Origin of the sequence: Bradyrhizobium sp. WSM2793, assembly GCF_000379585.1 — a bacterium.
Taxonomy (GTDB): Bacteria; Pseudomonadota; Alphaproteobacteria; order Rhizobiales; family Xanthobacteraceae; genus Bradyrhizobium.
Window position 1 is genome coordinate 136,387 of sequence record NZ_KB902780.1, and the last position, 17,469, is coordinate 153,855.

At 64.9% G+C, this 17,469-nt stretch carries 16 protein-coding genes; 10 read left to right on the forward strand and 6 right to left on the reverse strand.

The genetic code is table 11. The features are described from left to right. The first annotated feature begins 1 nt into the window (after nucleotide 1). A complete protein-coding gene (locus tag A3AS_RS0115555; RefSeq protein WP_018318500.1) occupies nucleotides 2–583 on the forward strand; it encodes a TetR/AcrR family transcriptional regulator in 582 nt (193 codons plus the stop codon). Here the strand turns inward: A3AS_RS0115555 and A3AS_RS49790 are convergent. Genes A3AS_RS49790 through A3AS_RS0115570 form a run of 3 tightly spaced genes read right to left on the reverse strand, consistent with a single transcriptional unit; the run spans nucleotide 580 to nucleotide 1,400 of the window. Beyond that, complete coding sequence (locus A3AS_RS49790) at nucleotides 580–708, reverse strand: hypothetical protein (protein ID WP_256375091.1); 129 nt, start codon at nucleotides 706–708, stop codon at nucleotides 580–582. The genes A3AS_RS0115555 and A3AS_RS49790 overlap by 4 nt on opposite strands. A 5-nt stretch (nucleotides 709–713) precedes the next feature. Then, nucleotides 714–905 (reverse strand): hypothetical protein, encoded by a 192-nt coding sequence (locus A3AS_RS0115565; RefSeq protein ID WP_018318502.1) that lies wholly within the window; start codon nucleotides 903–905, stop codon nucleotides 714–716. Nucleotides 906–932: 27 nt separating this feature from the next. Next, nucleotides 933–1,400 carry a hypothetical protein gene (locus A3AS_RS0115570; RefSeq protein ID WP_018318503.1) on the reverse strand — a complete coding sequence of 156 codons (468 nt, stop codon included), beginning with the start codon at nucleotides 1,398–1,400 and terminating at the stop codon, nucleotides 933–935. Nucleotides 1,401–1,728: 328 nt separating this feature from the next. On the opposite strand from A3AS_RS0115570, the gene A3AS_RS43470 reads away from it, so the two are divergent. The 7 genes from A3AS_RS43470 to A3AS_RS0115610 all read left to right on the forward strand — a co-directional run bounded on the left by A3AS_RS43470 (nucleotide 1,729) and on the right by A3AS_RS0115610 (nucleotide 10,049). Continuing rightward, nucleotides 1,729–1,887, forward strand: a complete 159-nt coding sequence (locus A3AS_RS43470; RefSeq protein WP_157644280.1) for a hypothetical protein — start codon at nucleotides 1,729–1,731, stop codon at nucleotides 1,885–1,887. Nucleotides 1,888–1,898: 11 nt separating this feature from the next. Further along, a complete protein-coding gene (locus A3AS_RS43475) occupies nucleotides 1,899–1,988 on the forward strand; it encodes a K(+)-transporting ATPase subunit F (protein WP_049814895.1) in 90 nt (29 codons plus the stop codon). Nucleotides 1,989–2,100: 112 nt separating this feature from the next. Next, nucleotides 2,101–3,804 carry a potassium-transporting ATPase subunit KdpA gene (kdpA, locus tag A3AS_RS0115590; protein ID WP_018318507.1) on the forward strand — a complete coding sequence of 568 codons (1,704 nt, stop codon included), beginning with the start codon at nucleotides 2,101–2,103 and terminating at the stop codon, nucleotides 3,802–3,804. 18 nt (nucleotides 3,805–3,822) lie between these two features. Beyond that, nucleotides 3,823–5,937 carry a potassium-transporting ATPase subunit KdpB gene (gene kdpB, locus A3AS_RS0115595; protein ID WP_026202031.1) on the forward strand — a complete coding sequence of 705 codons (2,115 nt, stop codon included), beginning with the start codon at nucleotides 3,823–3,825 and terminating at the stop codon, nucleotides 5,935–5,937. A gap of 56 nt (nucleotides 5,938–5,993) precedes the next feature. Then, nucleotides 5,994–6,599, forward strand: coding sequence for a K(+)-transporting ATPase subunit C (locus A3AS_RS0115600; protein WP_018318509.1), 606 nt, complete (start codon nucleotides 5,994–5,996; stop codon nucleotides 6,597–6,599). A 40-nt stretch (nucleotides 6,600–6,639) separates the two neighbouring features. After that, on the forward strand, nucleotides 6,640–9,363 hold the full coding sequence (locus tag A3AS_RS0115605; protein WP_018318510.1) for a sensor histidine kinase KdpD: 2,724 nt from the start codon (nucleotides 6,640–6,642) through the stop codon (nucleotides 9,361–9,363). Further along, nucleotides 9,360–10,049 (forward strand): response regulator, encoded by a 690-nt coding sequence (locus A3AS_RS0115610; RefSeq protein ID WP_018318511.1) that lies wholly within the window; start codon nucleotides 9,360–9,362, stop codon nucleotides 10,047–10,049. Before A3AS_RS0115605 ends, A3AS_RS0115610 begins: the two co-directional genes overlap by 4 nt. Before the next feature lie 136 nt (nucleotides 10,050–10,185). Here the strand turns inward: A3AS_RS0115610 and A3AS_RS0115615 are convergent, their stop codons facing one another. Continuing rightward, nucleotides 10,186–11,070: a Ku protein gene (locus tag A3AS_RS0115615; RefSeq protein ID WP_018318512.1), complete on the reverse strand. Its 885-nt coding sequence runs from the start codon at nucleotides 11,068–11,070 to the stop codon at nucleotides 10,186–10,188. A 118-nt stretch (nucleotides 11,071–11,188) separates the two neighbouring features. Here A3AS_RS0115615 and ligD point away from each other — a divergent pair, with 118 nt between their 5' ends. Next, a complete protein-coding gene (gene ligD, locus A3AS_RS0115620) occupies nucleotides 11,189–13,876 on the forward strand; it encodes a DNA ligase D (RefSeq protein WP_018318513.1) in 2,688 nt (895 codons plus the stop codon). Nucleotides 13,877–14,016: 140 nt separating this feature from the next. Here ligD and A3AS_RS45060 read toward each other — a convergent pair whose 3' ends face one another. Beyond that, the gene (locus A3AS_RS45060; RefSeq protein WP_018318514.1) at nucleotides 14,017–14,181 is read right to left on the reverse strand and encodes a DUF3309 family protein; all 165 of its coding nucleotides are present in this window, start codon (nucleotides 14,179–14,181) and stop codon (nucleotides 14,017–14,019) included. A 180-nt stretch (nucleotides 14,182–14,361) separates the two neighbouring features. On the opposite strand from A3AS_RS45060, the gene A3AS_RS0115630 reads away from it, so the two are divergent. Next, on the forward strand, nucleotides 14,362–14,679 hold the full coding sequence (locus A3AS_RS0115630) for a polyhydroxyalkanoic acid system family protein (protein WP_018318515.1): 318 nt from the start codon (nucleotides 14,362–14,364) through the stop codon (nucleotides 14,677–14,679). Nucleotides 14,680–14,681: 2 nt separating this feature from the next. Here the strand turns inward: A3AS_RS0115630 and treY are convergent, their stop codons facing one another. After that, nucleotides 14,682–17,468, reverse strand: coding sequence for a malto-oligosyltrehalose synthase (treY, locus tag A3AS_RS0115635; RefSeq protein ID WP_018318516.1), 2,787 nt, complete (start codon nucleotides 17,466–17,468; stop codon nucleotides 14,682–14,684). Nucleotide 17,469: the final 1 nt, after the last annotated feature.

Here is a 17,469-nt window from a genome sequence, read left to right on the forward strand (position 1 = left end):
CATGCCGGCCGTGCCAAAACACCGCCAGCCCATCATCAATGCCGCGGTGACGCTGTTCCGCCGCCAGGGCTATGCCCGGACCGGGCTGAACGACATCGTCGACGTCAGCGGTGCGCCGAAGGGCTCGCTCTACCATTACTTTCCGGATGGAAAGTCCTCGATCGCGGTGGCGGCCGTGGAGGAGGCGGGCCGCCGCGTCGCGGCGACGGTCGCCAGGCTCGCGGAAGAGTGCGGCTCGACCGCCGACCTCTTGCGAGCGCATGCAAGATTGCTGGCGGGCTGGATGCAGGGCTCCGGCTTTCGCAACGGCTGCCCGATCACGACCGTGCTGCTCGAGCTTGCGCCGCGCGAGCGCGCCGTGTCCGATGCCGGCCGCAAGGCCTATGCGGCGCGATTGTCCATCCTGCGCGACAAGCTTGTCTCCGACGGCTTCGTCAGATCTCGCGCGGAAACGCTTGCGGTGCTCTGCACGTCGGCGCTCCAGGGCGCGTTGATCCAGGCCCGGGTCGAGCGCAGCGGCCGGCCGATCGAGGTCACCGCGGCGGAATTGGCGGGGCTGATCGAGCGGGAAGCGAGGAACTAGACGCCGAGCCCGCGCGCGACAAGCGTGATCACGAGCGTCAGGATCGCGCCCCAGATCAGGCTCAGCGTCATGGTCAGGATGGTGATTGTGACCACATGCTCGAGATTTCCCTTGAGGAGCGGCATGGTGGTCAATCCCCGAGATGCCAGAAATAGATGGCGGCTCTCAGCGCGATCAGGGCGGTGAGAACGCTGCCCATCGAGAGTACGGTCAGCGCATGCAGCGCGAGGCGCTCGAGCCGGGCCCTGCGCATCTTCGAGAGCCCTGACTGGCGTTGGGCCCAGTGCAGCGGTTGTTCAAAGCGATGTGTCAGCATCGGCATTTTGCGGGATCCTTCTGTCAGGCGGCTTCAGCTGAAATTGTCGCAGGCGGCTGGCTCGCACAGCGGATCCAGCAGGGGGCGAACCGAGGGAACGCTCGGCCGCGATGCTTCTGCGATGAGCGATCGGACCTCGATGAAGGCCGACAGCAGAGCCAGCGCGAGGTCGGAATGGCGCGCCTCGACCGCGGCATCCAGCCAGTCCGGCAGCTCCCGCTCGCGCGACAGCGCACAATGCCATTCGCCCTCGTCATAGGCGAGGCGGCGGACCTGCCACATCGGCAGCTCGAGCTCGATCAGCGCCAGCGCCACATCGGCCCAGGCTTCAACCTCGATCAGGCGCATGATGCGTGCGGCGCGTTCGCCTTGGCCGAGCGAGGGGACGCGCCGGCAGGCGTGCGCAATGATGTCCAGCATCAACGGCCGGGTCATCGCCGGTGCCGCGCGAAGCTGCTGGTCGAGGGAAGGTGGGGCGAGGCGTCGGAGGGGGGCGGTCATGTCAGGCCTCCTGGAATTGGTGTCGGTCAGTCGGCCGGCATTGCCAGGATGGGCCCCAAAGGCATTTGAAAACGAGATGGGGAAGAGGGGGGAGATATAGGGATTTCATAAGTGCGGGAGAGGCGGGGTGGGCGCGCCATTCTCCATCATCGTCCCGGATCTGCGCTTCGCTTGTCCTAGACGACAGTGAGGTTCGCCTCGCGAGCAGCGCCGCCGCTTTTATGAGATTCCTATATCTTCGCCATAGGCCTCATCTCGAAAACCTATGCCTGCGCTGGCATTTCAGCACGGTCAAAAGTCCCGGCTGTCATGCGTGGACGTGCCTTCCATGTTCTTCGCGAGCCAGCCGGGTCACCGAGAGAAGGTTGCGCCGGACTTAAGCGACGCAACGAGGAGCGATCCGATGATGGACATTCTGATGCTGGCGCTGGGCTTCGTCTTCTTCGCCCTCGCCATCGGCTACACCTACGCCTGCGAACGGCTGTGACGGAGCAAACCATGATCTTCGATTATGCGCTCGCTGGTGCCGTCTCGTTCGGTCTGCTGCTCTACCTCACTTACGCGCTGCTGCGGCCCGAGCGGTTCTGACCCGTGCTGCTGCTCGTCGAATTGCTGCTGGCGGACGCTGTGCTCGTCGCCTGCCTGCTGACGGTGCTCCTGCCGCTGTTGCGCCGGGTACCAAGCCTGAAGGGTTGATTCCATGACTGTGATCGGTTGGCTCCAGATCATTCTGTTCTGCGCCATTATTGTTGCGCTGACCAAGCCGCTCGGCTGGTACATGACGCGCGTATTCAACGGCGAGCGGACGTTCCTCTCGCCGGTGCTGCGCCCGATCGAGGCCGGCGTGTACTGGATTTCCGGCGTTGACGAGAAGCGCGAGCAGCATTGGCTGACCTACACGGTCGCCATGCTGCTGTTCCATGTTGGCGGCTTCCTCGTCATCTACGGTGTGATGCGGCTCCAGGCCGTATTGCCCTTCAATCCGGCCGGGCAGGGCGCGGTCGCCGAGGATCTTTCCTTCAACACCGCGGTCTCCTTCATCACCAACACCAACTGGCAGAACTACGGCGGCGAGAGCACGCTGTCCTATCTCGTCCAGATGCTTGGCCTGACGCACCAGAACTTCCTGTCGGCCGCAACCGGCATCGCGCTGGCGATGGCCCTGATCCGCGGCTTCTCGCGCGCCTCGATGCGCACGGTCGGCAATTTCTGGGTCGACGTCACCCGCTGTACGCTCTACGTGCTGCTGCCGATCTGCGTCGTCTACACGCTGTTCCTGGTCTGGCAGGGCATCCCGCAGACGCTCGGCCCGTATATCGAGGCGACCACGCTCGAAGGCGCCAAGCAGACCATTGCGGTCGGCCCGGTCGCTTCCCAGGTGGCGATCAAGATGCTCGGCACCAATGGCGGCGGCTTCTTCAACGCCAATGCGGCGCACCCGTTCGAAAATCCGACCGCGCTGTCGAATTTCGTGCAGATGCTATCGATCTTCGCGCTCGGCGCCGCAATGACCAACGTGTTCGGCCGTATGGTCGGCAACCAGCGCCAGGGCTGGGCGATCCTGTCCGTGATGGGCGTGCTGTTCGTCGCAGGCGTCGCCATCACCTATTGGGCGGAAGCGAACGGAACCTCGATGCTCCATGCGCTGGGCCTGACCGGCGGCAACATGGAAGGCAAGGAGGTTCGCTTCGGCATTGTCGCGTCCTCGCTGTTCGCGGTCGTCACCACCGCCGCGTCGTGCGGTGCCGTCAACGCCATGCATGACAGCTTCACCGCGCTCGGCGGCATGATCCCGCTGATCAATATCGAGCTCGGCGAAATCATCGTCGGCGGCGTCGGCGCCGGCATGTACGGCATGCTGCTGTTCGTCATCCTCGCGATCTTCGTCGCCGGACTGATGGTCGGCCGCACCCCGGAATATGTCGGCAAGAAGATCGAGGCGCGCGAGGTCAAGATGGCGATGCTGGCCATCCTGGTGCTGCCGCTGATGATCCTCGGCTGGACCGCCGTCGACGTGGTCTATCCGGCGGCCGTCGCCTCGATGGCGAATGCCGGGCCGCATGGCTTCACCGAAGTGCTCTATGCCTTCACCTCGGCGGCCGGAAACAACGGCTCGGCTTTCGCAGGCCTCACCGGCAACACCTTCTTCTACAACCTCACGCTCGCAAGCGCGATGTTCGTCGGCCGCTTCTTCATGATCGTCCCGGCCATGGCGATCGCGGGCTCGCTCGCGGAGAAGAAGTCGATCCCGCCGTCGACAGGCACGTTCCCGACCACCGGCGGCCTGTTCGTCGGCCTCGTCGTCGGCGTCATCCTGATCATGGGCGGCCTGACCTTCTTCCCGGCGCTCGCGCTCGGCCCGATCGTCGAACATCTGGCGATGAACGCCGGCAACCTCTTTTGATTGTCTGGAGTGACCTCCATGGATTCGATGAAACTGCAAAAACGTGCTGCCGTCTCGGCCATGCTCGACCCTGGGATCGTGATGCCTGCGATCCGCGCCTCCTTCACCAAGCTCAACCCGCGGCTGATGATGAAGAACCCTGTGATGTTCGTGGTCGAAATCGTGGCCGCGCTCACCACGGTGATCTTCCTGCGCGACGTCGTCACCGGCGGCTCAGGCCTCGGCTTCACCTTCCAGATCATCGTCTGGCTCTGGTTCACGGTGTTGTTCGCCAATTTCGCCGAAGCGGTGGCCGAAGGCCGCGGCAAGGCGCAGGCCGACTCGCTGCGCAAGACCCGCACCGAGAGCCAGGCCAAGCTCCTGACGGGTGTCGGCCAGGCCTTCGAGCTGGTACCGGGTACGAGCCTGAAGGTCGGCGACATCGTGCTGGTCGAGGCCGGCGACACCATTCCGTCCGATGGCGAGGTGATCGAGGGCGTCGCCTCCGTCAACGAGGCCGCCATCACCGGCGAGTCTGCGCCCGTCATCCGCGAATCCGGCGGCGACCGGTCGGCGGTAACAGGCGGCACGCAGGTGCTGTCCGACTGGATCCGAGTCCGCATCACCGCGGCCCAGGGCTCGACCTTCATCGACCGCATGATCAAGCTGGTCGAGGGCGCCGAGCGGCAGAAGACGCCGAACGAGATCGCGCTCAACATCCTGCTCGCCGGCCTCACCATCATCTTCGTGTTCGCCACCGTCACCATTCCGAGCTACGCGGCCTATGCCGGCGGCTCGATCTCGGTGATCGTGCTGGTCGCGCTGTTCGTGACGCTGATCCCGACCACGATCGGTGCGCTGTTGTCGGCGATCGGCATCGCCGGCATGGACCGTCTGGTGCGTTTCAACGTGCTGGCGATGTCCGGCCGGGCCGTCGAGGCCGCCGGCGACGTCGACACGCTGCTGCTCGACAAGACCGGAACCATCACGCTCGGCAACCGCCAGGCGACCGCCTTCCGCCCAGTGCGCGGCGTGACCGAGCAGGAGCTCGCCGACGCAGCTCAGCTCGCCTCGCTTGCCGACGAGACGCCGGAAGGCCGTTCCATCGTGGTGTTGGCAAAGGAGAAATACGGCATCCGCGGCCGCGACATGGCGGAGCTTGGCGCGACTTTCATCCCGTTCACGGCGCAGACCCGCATGAGCGGCGTCGATGCCGGCGGCTCGTCGGTGCGCAAGGGCGCGGTCGATGCCATGCTGAACTATGTCGGCGGCGGCGCACCGATGGCGGTCGCCTCCGGCAACACCGCGCGGGCGATCCAGCCGGCGGCATTGTCGGACCTCGGTCGCGAGATCCAGGCCATTGCCGATGAAGTATCGAAGTCCGGCGGCACGCCGCTGGCGGTCGCGAGGAACGGCAAGCTGCTCGGCGTCATCCAGCTCAAGGACATCGTCAAGGGCGGTATCCGCGAGCGTTTTGCCGAGCTGCGCCGCATGGGCATTCGCACCATCATGATCACCGGCGACAACCCGATGACGGCGGCTGCCATCGCAGCGGAGGCAGGGGTCGACGACTTCCTGGCGCAAGCCACCCCCGAAGACAAGCTCAAGCTGATCCGCGACGAGCAGGCCAAGGGCAAGCTGGTTGCGATGTGCGGCGACGGCACCAATGACGCGCCGGCGCTTGCGCAAGCCGACGTCGGTGTCGCCATGAACACCGGCACCCAGGCCGCCCGCGAGGCCGGCAACATGGTCGACCTCGATTCCAACCCGACCAAGCTGATCGAGGTCGTCGAGATCGGCAAGCAGCTTCTGATGACGCGCGGCGCGCTGACGACGTTCTCGATCGCCAATGACGTCGCAAAGTATTTTGCGATCATTCCGGCGATGTTTTTGGCGTTTTACCCCCAGCTCAACGTACTCAACGTCATGAACCTGTCGAGCCCGCAGAGCGCCATCCTGTCGGCGATCATCTTCAACGCATTGATCATCATCGCGCTGATTCCGCTGGCGCTGAAGGGCGTTGCCTACCGCGCGGTCGGTGCCGGCGCGCTGCTCCGGCGCAACCTCCTGATCTACGGCCTCGGCGGCATCGTCATTCCCTTCATCGGTATCAAGGCAATCGACCTCGTCGTCACCGCCTTGCACCTGGCTTAACCGTCCTGGCGCGGCGCAAGGCGCCGCGCGCCATGACGAAGACTTAGGAGACCAACATGCTCAGAGAAATCCGCCCCGCCATCGTCCTCTTGCTGGTGCTCACGGCCATCACCGGCCTTGCCTATCCGCTGGCGATGACGGCCATCGCCGGCGCGCTCTTCCCTGCGCAGGCCCAAGGCAGTCTGATCGAGAAGGACGGCAAGGTGATCGGCTCCGCCCTGATCGGGCAGGAGTTCAGGGACGACAAATACTTCCACGGCCGTCCCTCGGCGACGGTCGCGCCGGACCCCAATGATTCGACCATGACGGTGCCCGCGCCCTACAACGCCGCCAATTCGGGCGGCGCCAATCTCGGCCCGACCAGCAAGGCGCTGGCCGACCGGCTCAGGGAAGATGTAGACAAGCTCAAGGCCGAGAATCCGAGCACTACGGTACCGGTCGACTTGGTGACGACGTCGGCCAGCGGCCTCGATCCTGATATCTCGCCGGAAGCGGCGCAATTCCAGGTGCCGCGCGTGGCCAAGGCGCGGAATATGCCGGAGGATCAGGTCAAGCAGATCGTGACCGCCAATACCGAAGGCCGCTTGCTCGGTCTGATTGGCGAACCCAGGGTTAACGTTCTGGCACTGAATCTCTCGCTGGATCGCGCCGCCGCCAAGTAGCGGTCTAGGCTCGCCTCACGCAGATGATTATATTGGAAAAATGGTCCGAGAGCGCCGCGATCCCGAACAACGTCCGTCGCCCGAGGCGCTGCTGGAAGCGGCGCGGCGGGAAGGGAGCGCGAGCGGCAAGCTGAAGATCTTTGTCGGCGCCGCCCCCGGCGTCGGCAAGACGTACGAGATGCTGCAAAGCGCCCACGCCAAGCGCAAGTCCGGCATCGACGTCGTGGTCGGCTTCGTCGAGACCCACGGCCGCGCTGAGACCGAGGCGCTGGTGCGCGGTCTCGAGATGGTCCCACGCAAGCGGCTGGACTATCGCGGGCAGATCGTCGAGGAGATGGATCTCGATGCGGTGATCGCGCGCCGGCCGCAGATCGCTCTGGTCGACGAGCTCGCCCACACCAACGCGGCCGGCAGCCGCCATCCCAAGCGCTATCTCGACGTCGAGGAGTTGCTGTCCCACGGCATCGACGTCTACACCGCCGTCAACATCCAGCACATTGAGAGCCTGAACGACGTCGTCGCCCAGATCACCCATGTCAGGGTGCGCGAGACCGTGCCGGACTCGGTGTTCGATCGCGCCGACGCGATCGAGCTGATCGACCTCACGCCCGACGATTTGATCCAGCGCCTGAAGGAGGGCAAGGTCTATGTGCCCAAGCAGGCCGAGCGGGCACTGGAGCACTATTTCTCGCCGGGGAACCTGACGGCGTTGCGCGAACTCGCTTTGCGACGTACGGCCGAGCGGGTCGACGAGCAGCTCCTCAATCACATGCAGGCCAACGCGATTCCCGGGCCCTGGGCCGTCGGCGAGCGCATTCTCGTCTGCGTCAGCGAGGATCCGCGCGCGGCCGGTCTCGTGCGCTACACCAAGCGGCTGGCGGACCGGCTGCATGCGCCATTTACTGCGGTTTCGATCGAAACGCGGCGATCGCTGCAATTGTCCGATGAGCAGCGCGACCGGATTGCCGATACGCTTCGGCTCGCGGAATCGCTCGGCGGCGAGGCGTTGACGATTCCGGCGGTCGGCCGCCGTATTGCCGACGACGTCGTCAATTTCGCGCAAGGAAACAATGTCACCCAGATCGTGATCGGCAAGTCGACGCGCTCGCGCTGGTTCGAGATGACACGCGGCTCGGTGGTGCATGATCTGGTGCGCCGCGCCGGCAATATCAGCGTTCACGTCATTCCAGGCGACGAGCTGACCAGTGAGCCGGCGCCGAAGACGGCGGTGCAGACCGCGGCACGATCCGAGCCGTTCGATGCAATTCCTTATCTGAAGGCGCTCGGGATCACCGCGCTCGGCCTTGCCGCAGCGGTGGCCATTAAGCCGTATTTCGGCATCGAGAACGTTGATCTCATGTTCCTGACCGCGGTGGTTGCCGTGGCCGTCCGCTATGGGTTGTGGCCGTCGCTGCTGGCAAGCGTTGCTGCGTCACTGGCGTATAACTTCTTCTTCCTGCCGCCGGTCTACACCTTCACCATCACCGATCCGACCAACGTCGCGGCGTTCTTCTTCTTCATGCTGATCGCATTCGTGGTGTCGAATGTCGCAGCGCGCGTGCGCACCCAGGCCGATGCCGCCATCGGCCGGATCAGAATGAGCGAGCAGCTCTACGCCTTCAGCCGCAAGCTCGCCGGCACCGCGACGCTCGACGACGTGCTGTGGGCGACGGCCTACCAGATCGCATTGATGCTGAAAGTCCGGGTGGTGCTGCTGCTGCCGGACGAGGGCCTACTCACGGTGAAATCCGGCTATCCGCCCGAGGACGAGCTCGATCAGGCCGATCTTGCCGCCGCCAACTGGGCCTGGAGCAATGACCGCCCCGCCGGCCGGGGCTCGGACACGCTGCCGGGGGCAAAACGGCTGTTCCTGCCGATGCGCACCGGGCGCGGCCCGATCGGCGTCATCGGCATCGACGACGACCGTACCGGTCCGCTGCTGACACCGGACCAGCGCCGCCTGCTTGACGCGCTGGTCGATCAGGGCGCGCTGGCGGTCGAGCGCGTGCTGCTGGTCGAGGACATGGACCGCGTCAAGCGCACCGTCGAGTCCGAGCGGCTGCGCTCGGCGCTGTTGACCTCGATCTCCCATGATCTGAAGACGCCGCTCGCCTCGGTGCTGGGGGCGGCCTCCACCATGCGCGATCTTGCCGGCGCCCTCTCCGACACCGAGAAGCGCGACCTGCTCGCGACCGTGATCGACGAATCCGAGCGGCTCAACCGCTTCATCGCCAACCTGCTCGACATGACCAAGCTTGAATCGGGCGCCATCGTGCCCAACGCGGCGCTACATGATCTCAGCGAGATTGTGGGCAGCGCGCTGCGGCGTGCAGCCAAGATTCTCACCGCGCACGAGGTCGAGCTGGTGCTGGCCGCCGATCTGCCGATGCTGCAACTCGATGCGGTGCTGTTCGAGCAGGTGCTGTTTAACCTGCTCGACAACGCCGCGAAATATTCGCCACTCGAGACCACCATCTCGATCCGCAGCCGGCGCGACAGCGATCATGTCGTGCTCGAGATCGCGGACGAGGGGGCCGGCATCCCGATTGATGAGCTCGATAGCGTGTTCGACAAGTTCTATCGCGTGCAGAAAGGCGATCATGTCCGTCCCGGCACGGGGCTCGGGCTCGCCATCTCGCGCGGCTTCGTCGAGGCGATGCGGGGCACGATCTCGGCCGCCAACCGCAGCGACCGCAGTGGCGCCGTCCTCACCATCCGTCTTCCCGTTCCGGCAGACAGCCGCGCATTGGATACCGCCGCATGAGTGCTGCGCCGATCAAGGTCCTGGTTATCGACGACGAGCCGCCGATCCGCAAATTGCTGCGGATGGGGCTGACGACGCAAGGCTATGAGATCCTGGAAGCGTCGAACGGCAAGATCGCGCTGGAGAAGCTCGTTGAGGAGCCCGCGCTGATCATCCTCGATCTCGGCCTGCCCGACGTGCAGGGACACGAACTGCTGCGCACCATCCGTGCCCGCAACGAAGGCGTGCCGATCGTGGTGCTGTCGAGCCGCGGCGACGAAGCCGGCAAGGTGCAGGCACTCGATCTCGGCGCCGACGATTATCTGACCAAGCCGTTCGGCATGGACGAGCTTCTGGCCCGCCTGCGCGCCGCGCTGCGGCACCAGCTCCAGGTGCAGGGAGAGCGCCCGCTGTTTCGCAGCGGCGATCTCTCGGTCGATCTCGTCCGCCGCATCGTCAAAACCGGCGAGCGTGAGATAAAACTGTCGCCGAAGGAATACGACCTGCTGCGCGTGCTGGTGCAGCACGCCGGCAAGGTGCTCACCCACCGCTTTCTGCTGAAGGAGCTGTGGGACGAATTGACCGACGCGCAGTATTTGCGCGTCTATGTCCGCCAGCTCCGCCAGAAGATCGAAGCTGATCCCGAGCGGCCGCAATATGTGCTGACCGAGACGGGGATCGGGTACCGGTTGAAGGCGGGGGATTAGGCTCCGACTTCGACAGCCCGTAGGGTGGGCAAAGGCGCAAAGCGCCGTGCCCACCATTCTCGCGATTTTGATAAAGGTGGTGGGCACGCTTCGCTTTGCCCACCCTACGATATCGAGTGTTGGGCGAGCAGTTTCCTCAACCCGCCTTCCGATGTCGCGCCGTGGACCGATGCGCCTTCTTCGCGGTTCGCTGCCGTCCGGTCGCGCGGCGGGCATGCGACTTCGCCGCCGTCTTCTTGCCGCCACGCCCCTTCAGGCTCTGCTTCAGCGCATCCATCAGGCTGACAACGTTGCTGGGGCGTTCCTCGGGTTCCGGCAGCTCGATCTTCTTGCCGCTGGCCTTGCGTTTCACCAGCGCCTTCAGTGCGTTCTCGTACTCGTCCTTGAACTTGCCGGGGTCGAAATGGGCGGCCTTGGTCTGGAGGATGTGGCCGGCAAGCTCGACCATGTCCTTGGTGATCTTCGGGCTCTTGATGTCGTCGAAGAACTGGTCCTCGTCGCGCAGCTCGTAAGGAAAGCGCAGCGTGGTGCCGAGCAGGCCCTTGCCGAGCGGCTCGATCGCCATGATGTGTTCGCGGTTGGTGAGCACGATCTTGGCGAGCGCCACGCGCTCCTGGTCCTTCATGGCGTCGCGGATCACCGCAAAGGCATCGACGGCGGCCTTGCCGTCGGGTGCAAGATAATAGGGATGGTTGAGGTAACGCTGGTCGATCTCATCGCTCGGCACGAAGCTCTCGATGTCGATGGTATGGTTGCTCTCGATCTGGACCGCCTCGAGCTCCTCCGGCTCGATCTCGACATATTTGCCCTTGCGCAGCTCGTAGCCGCGGCCCTTCTGGTCGCTCTCGACGACATCGCCGGTCTCGGCATCGATCATCTGCTGCTTGAGCCGGTTGCCGGTCTCGCGGTTGATCAGGTGAAACCGCGTCTTCTCGGCCGCCGTGGTCGCCGGATAAAGCACGACCGGACAGCTGACCAGCGAGAGCTTCAACGTTCCCTTCCAATAGGCGCGCGGGGCCATTCCATTCTCCAGCGTTTTCAAGGCGTTTTGGAACCCCAACCGCCCCGCGGGGTTTTGGTTCCGGATGGGACTTTGGCCGTGATAGGCTTGAATCCCCGAAAGAGAAGCGGGACCGGTCGTGCTGCAAAAACTCTCCACCTATCGACAGAAACGTGATTTCGAGAAGACGCCGGAGCCGTCGGGCAAGACGGCGGTGACGCCGTCGAAGCAGCGGCGCTTCGTGATCCAGAAGCACGACGCGAGCCGGCTGCATTACGATCTCAGGCTCGAATTCGACGGCGTGTTCAAGTCCTGGGCGGTGACCAAGGGTCCCTCGCTCGATCCGCACGACAAGCGGCTGGCGGTCGAGGTCGAGGACCATCCGCTCGACTATGGCGATTTCGAAGGCACGATACCGGAAGGGCAGTACGGCGGCGGCACGGTGATGCTGTGGGATCGCGGCACCTGGGAGTCGGAAGATCCCGAACGCGGCTTCAAGAAGGGCGATTTGAAGTTCACCCTGCATGGAGACAAGTTGCACGGAAGCTGGGTCCTGGTCCGCATGCGCAACGACCGTACCGGCGGCAAGCGCACCAACTGGCTCTTGATCAAGCACCGCGACGAATTTGTCCGTGAAGGGGCCAAGAACGACATTCTCGATGAGGACAAGTCCGTCGCCTCCGGCCGTGCAATGGAGCAGATTGCCGAGGGCAAGGGGCGCGCGCCAAAGCCGTTCATGCTGGCCAAGGGTGCGAAGACCAAGGCCGACGCGGTCTGGCAATCCAACCGGGCCGAGGAAGCGAAAGGGCAAACGGTCAAGCCGGCGCCACGTACGGCATTGAAGGGCGGCAAGATCGTCAAGACCAGGACGGCGAAGAAGAAAGCCACAACTGCGACCAACGGCAAGAAGATCGCCGAGATACCGGACTTCGTGCCGCCGCAGCTCTGCACGTCGGTCGAGCGTCCGCCGGCCGGCGAAGGCTGGTGCCACGAGATCAAGTTCGACGGCTACCGCGTGCAGCTCCGCGTCGAGGACGGCAAGGCGACGCTGAAGACGCGCAAGGGCCTCGACTGGACCGACAAGTTCGCCTCGATCGCGAAGGAGGCGGCTGCGCTGCCGGACGTGATGATCGACGGAGAGATCGTGGCGCTCGATCACGACGGTGCGCCGAATTTCTCCTCGCTCCAGGCCGCGCTGTCGGACGGCAAGACCGAAGAGCTGATCTTCTTTGCCTTTGACCTCCTGTTCGCGGAGGATCTCGATTTTCGGCGTCTGCCGCTCGGCGAGCGCAAGGCGCGGCTGAAGCAGCTGCTGGGAGCGCGCAAGCGGAAATCGACTCAGATCCGCTATGTCGAGCATTTCGAAAGCGGCGGCGATGCGGTGCTGCAATCGGCCTGCAAGCTTGAGCTGGAAGGCGTGGTGTCGAAGAAGCTGGACGCGCCCTATCGCTCCGGCCGCACCGAGAGCTGGACCAAGGCAAAGTGCCGCGCCGGCCACGAGGTCGTGATCGGCGGCTACAAGACCACCAACGGCAAATTCCGCTCGCTGATGGCGGGCGTGCATCGCGGCGATCATCTCGTCTTTGTCGGCATGGTCGGCACCGGCTTTGGCGCCGACAAGGTCAAGCGCATCATGCCGTCCCTGAAGGCCATGGAGGCCAAGGAGAGCCCCTTCGGTGGCAAGAACGCGCCGAAGAAGAGCCGCGAGGTGCACTGGCTGAAGCCGGAGCTCGTCGCCGAGATCGAGTTCGCCGGCTTCACCGCCGACGGCAATATCCGCCAGGCCGCGTTCAAGGGCTTGCGGCAGGACAAGCCGGCCGAGGAGGTCGAGGCCGAGACGCCTGTCGACACCGAGCTCGCCGAGCCCACCCCCAGCAAGCGCGCGGCGAAGACGGCCAAGCGATCGAAGGACACCGGCACCGCCGAGGTGATGGGCGTCGTCATCTCCAAGCCGGACAAGGAGCTGTGGCCGGACGGCGGTGACGACGAGGGCGCGACGAAGCTCGATCTCGCGCGCTACTTCGAGGCGGTCGGCGACTGGATGATCGAACATCTGAAAGGGCGCCCGTGCTCGATCGTGCGTGCGCCCGACGGCATCGGCGGCGAGACGTTCTTCCAGCGTCACGCGATGCAGGGCACCTCGAATTTGCTCGAGCTGGCCAAGGTCTCAGGCGATCGCAAACCGTATCTGCAGATCGATCGCGTCGAAGGGCTGGCCGCCGTCGCGCAGATCGGCGGCGTCGAGCTGCATCCCTGGAATTGCGCACCTGATGCCTACGATACGCCGGGCCGGCTGGTGTTCGATCTCGATCCGGCGCCGGATGTGGAGTTCGCCGATGTCGTCGAGGCCGCCAAGGAGATGCGGCAGCGGCTGGCCGATGTCGGCATGGAGAGCTTCTGCAAGACCACGGGCGGCAAGGGCCTGCATGTGGTGGTACCGCTGCTTCACGGCGCGCGCGACAAGGTGAGCTGGAAGGAAGCCAAGGCCTTCGCGCAAGGCGTCTGCCAGTGGATGGCCGACGACGATCCAGAGCGCTATCTGCTCAACATGTCGAAGAAGCTGCGCAAGGGGAAGATCTTCCTCGACTATCTCCGCAACGACCGGATGTCGACGGCGGTGGCCCCGTTGTCGCCGCGGGCGCGCGCCGGGGCAACGGTCTCGATGCCCGTCACTTGGGCGCAGGTGAAGAGCGATCTCGATCCGAAGCGCTATACGCTGAGGACCGTGCCGGGCCTGCTGCCGCGGTCAAAGGCGTGGGAGGACTATGACGATGCGGCCGCCTCGATCAAGGCGGCGATCAAGAAGCTTGCGGGGAAAAAGAAGTAGGTCGCGCTCCGGGCACCGCGCCTGTAGGGTGGGCAAAGCGAAGCGTGCTCACGTTTTTTTCGTTGTAACGAATCTTTTTCATTACGACGAATAGGTGGGCACGGCGCAAGAGCGCCTTTGCCCACCTACGAGTTCTCGTCCTAGATCCGTCCCATCAGCAGCAGGATCAACAGGATGACGATGACCAACCCGAGGCCGCCGCCGCCGTAATAGCCGGTGCCGTAGAACGGGCCGCCGCCGATGCCGCTGAAGCCGCCGAGCAGGGCGATGACCAGAATGATCAGAATGATCGTACCGATTGACATGCGAATCTCCTCAGCCCTTTGTTGAAAGGGTCGTTTGCACCTGTCCCCTTGTGCGAGGGCAACTTGCCGCAGGTTTTTAAGTTCCGGGTTTGAAACAGGGCCACAGGTCCAAGTTGCATGGAACCTTTGCCGCTTCGTCCGGCATGACTATGTGAGGATTGATCGTCACGGGGCAGGGCCATGTCAGCACCGCTTGTCGTTTCTATTCCGCACCGTCTCGGCCGCGAGGAGGCGGTGCGCCGGCTCAAGGCCGGGCTCGGCCGGGCGGCAGCCAGCATTCCCGTGATGCAGGTCGAGGAGGAGCGCTGGACCGGCGACAGCATGGCGTTTCGTATTCGCGCGCTCGGACAGATCGCGACGGGTCAGGTCGACGTCGCTGAAGACCATGTCAAGGTCCAGGTGGTGCTGCCCTGGCTGTTGCAGCGCTTTGCCGAGATGGCGCAGGCCACGATCAGGAAGCGCGGGCAGTTGCTGCTGACCAAGGACGACGGAAAGTAGCTTCAGGCGCGCATGCGCGGCCGCGCGGGCCTGATGGCGCTTGCCGTGCGGGCCTCGATGACAGCGGCGGGAAAATCACCGAAAGCCTGGGTGACCGGCAGTTCGTGGCCCTCAAGGCCCGTCGCGGCATAGCCTGTGATATCGACGGTCGCGTCAAATCCCTCCAGCGCGGGCCATTCCCGGCCGGCTTGGGTGAACGGCGCGAACTGACGCCCGACCACGACGATCGCCGCAGCGCGGCCATGGCGGCGGGCGAAGGCAATGACATGGTCGGCATGTGCGCCGCGCACCGCCAGCGGCTGATAGTCGCCTTGAGCGAAGACGTCGGCGAGTTCATTGCGCAGCTTGAGAAGACGCCGTGTCCAGGCCAGCTTGAGCAGGCCGTCGGGCCAGCTCTTGATCAGGCCACGCCAATCCGGATCGTCCAACGAATCCAGCGCCGCGTGCCGCGCGCCAAAGTCGACCGGGCGACGGTTGTCGGGGTCGACCAGCGACAGGTCCCAGAACTCGGTGCCCTGGTAGAAGTCGGGCACGCCGGGCAGCGTCGCCTTGAGGGTGAGCTGGCTTAGAGAGTTCAAGGCGCCGAGCAGCGCCACGCGTCGGGCCAGCGTTTGCAGCGAATCCAGGAATTCCCCTGACAGTGCAGGATCGAGGATCTTGTCGATAAAGCTCTTGATGCCGTTCTCATAGGCTTCATGCGGGTTGAGCCAGCTCGTCTCTTCCTTGCCCTCGCGCGCGGCCTTCAGCGCATAGGCCTGGATGCGCTCGACGAAGCCGGCATCGACCGGCCCGTGCAGCGGCCAGGCTCCGAGCAGGGTCTGGTAGAGCATGTATTCGAACGTCGCCGACGGCGCGCGGTAATTGCCGTGGAGCGTGAGGTGCGGCGCGTTCAGCACCTTCCAGCGCGCCACCGCGCTGGTCCATTCGCCGGGAATCTCGCTGATCGACGCGATGCGCGCCCGGGCGTCCTCGCCGCGCTTGGTGTCGTGGGTGGCGGTCGCCGTCATTCCCAGCGGCCATTCCCTGGCGCGGGCCTGCATGGTCTCGTGGAAGGCGGAAATCGTGAGCCCGGTGCTGGCGGGATCGCCGCCGACCTCGTTCAGCGCGAGCAAGCGGTGGAATTGATAGAACGCGGTGTCTTCCAGCGACTTCGCCATCACCGGCCCGGTGAATTGCTGCACTTTCAGCGCAAAACGGCGCACGCGCGGGGCGCTGTGCGGGGGGCGGCCGGGCTTGAGCAGGTCCATGGTCAAGGCGTCGCGCAGGAAGTCGAAGATGCCTTCGTCCGCGGCGAACCATTCGGCGCGGGCGCGCGCGATGGTGTCGTCGATCAGCTTGCGGTCGGGCGCGGTCGGGCCGCTGTTGGTCAGATAGGTGCGGTACACCGGGAAATGCAGCACATAGAGCTCGAGCGCCTGCCGCAGGCTGTCGGCGGAGAAATCGCGCGTCGAGTAATGCCCGTTGGCGATGCGCGCGAGCAGGCGCGTCAGCACGGTGAATTCGCTGGTGAGCAGCGTCTCCAGCACGCGCCGCTTGGCGTCCTTGACGTAAGGCGCAAGCCGCGGCGGCCGGTTGCTGACCTGCCGCCAGGTCTCGTCCAGCGCCCCCAGTCCCCCGGCCTCGACCAGCGCATGGGTGATGACGTTCATCCATTCATAGCCGGTGGTGCCCTGAACCCCGGCGAAGTGCGGCAGGCGTTCGTGCTCGCACAGGATCTTCTCGATCACCGTGTAAAAGGGCTTTGTATTTCCTTGCGCGTCGCGCACCAGCCGGCGCAGCCGCTGGCAATATTGCGCGGGATCGCGCAGGCCGTCGATGTGATCGAGCCGGATGCCCTGCAGCTTGCCGCTGGCGATGAGCTGCTTCACCAGCCGGTGCGTGGCGGCGAAGGTGCTCGCGTCCTCGACGCGCAGACCCGCGAGCCCGTTGACGTCGAAGAAGCGGCGATAGTTGATATCGCTGGAGGCAAGCCGCCAGTGCCCGAGCTTGTAGTGCTGGCGCTCCAGCAGATGATGCAGCGCCAGCGTCGGCGCGGGACGATCCTTGGCGGCACGATAGGCGGCGAGGCCGCGTGCGATGACTTCGGCAGCACCAGGGATCTCCCTGAGCTCGGCCTTGAACGCGGGGGCTTCCTTGCGGTTGGGGCGGCGTAATCCGGTATAGCGCGCTGCGAGCGACAGCAGGCGCTTGCCGGCCTCCGTCTCGGCGGCATCCGCTTCCTTGACGATCATGCGCAGCATCTCGCCATAGCGCTCCGGCGCGACGGGCAGGCGATGTTCGAAATACCAGGCGGAAAAGCTTCCCTGGTCCGGATCGTAGCGCAGCTCGATGTCGCCGCGCTCGAGCGCCTCGCCATAGGACGCCCCCAGGATCGGCAGCAGCACGCCGCCGCGGGCGCGGTAGGCGAGCTGATCCCAGTCGATGTCGAAGGAGACCGCGTGGGGCGAAGCCTGGCCCCATTCCAGCACGTCGAGCCACCAGGGATTGTCGGCGAAATGCACGCCGACATGGTTGGGCACGAAGTCGATGATGAGGCCGAGGTCGTGCTTGGTCAGTGCCTCGCTCAGCCGGGCGAAGCCGGCCTCGCCGCCAAGCTCCGGATTGAACTGGCTGTGATCGACGGTGTCGTAGCCGTGGGTCGAGCCCTTGCGCGCCTTCATCACCGGCGAGGCATAGAGATGCGTGATCCCCAGCGCTTTCAGATAGGGCACCACCGCGGCGGCCTTGTCGAAATCGAAATCCGCGGTGAGCTGAAGCCGGTAGGTCGCGAGCGGAATGGCGGGAGGCATC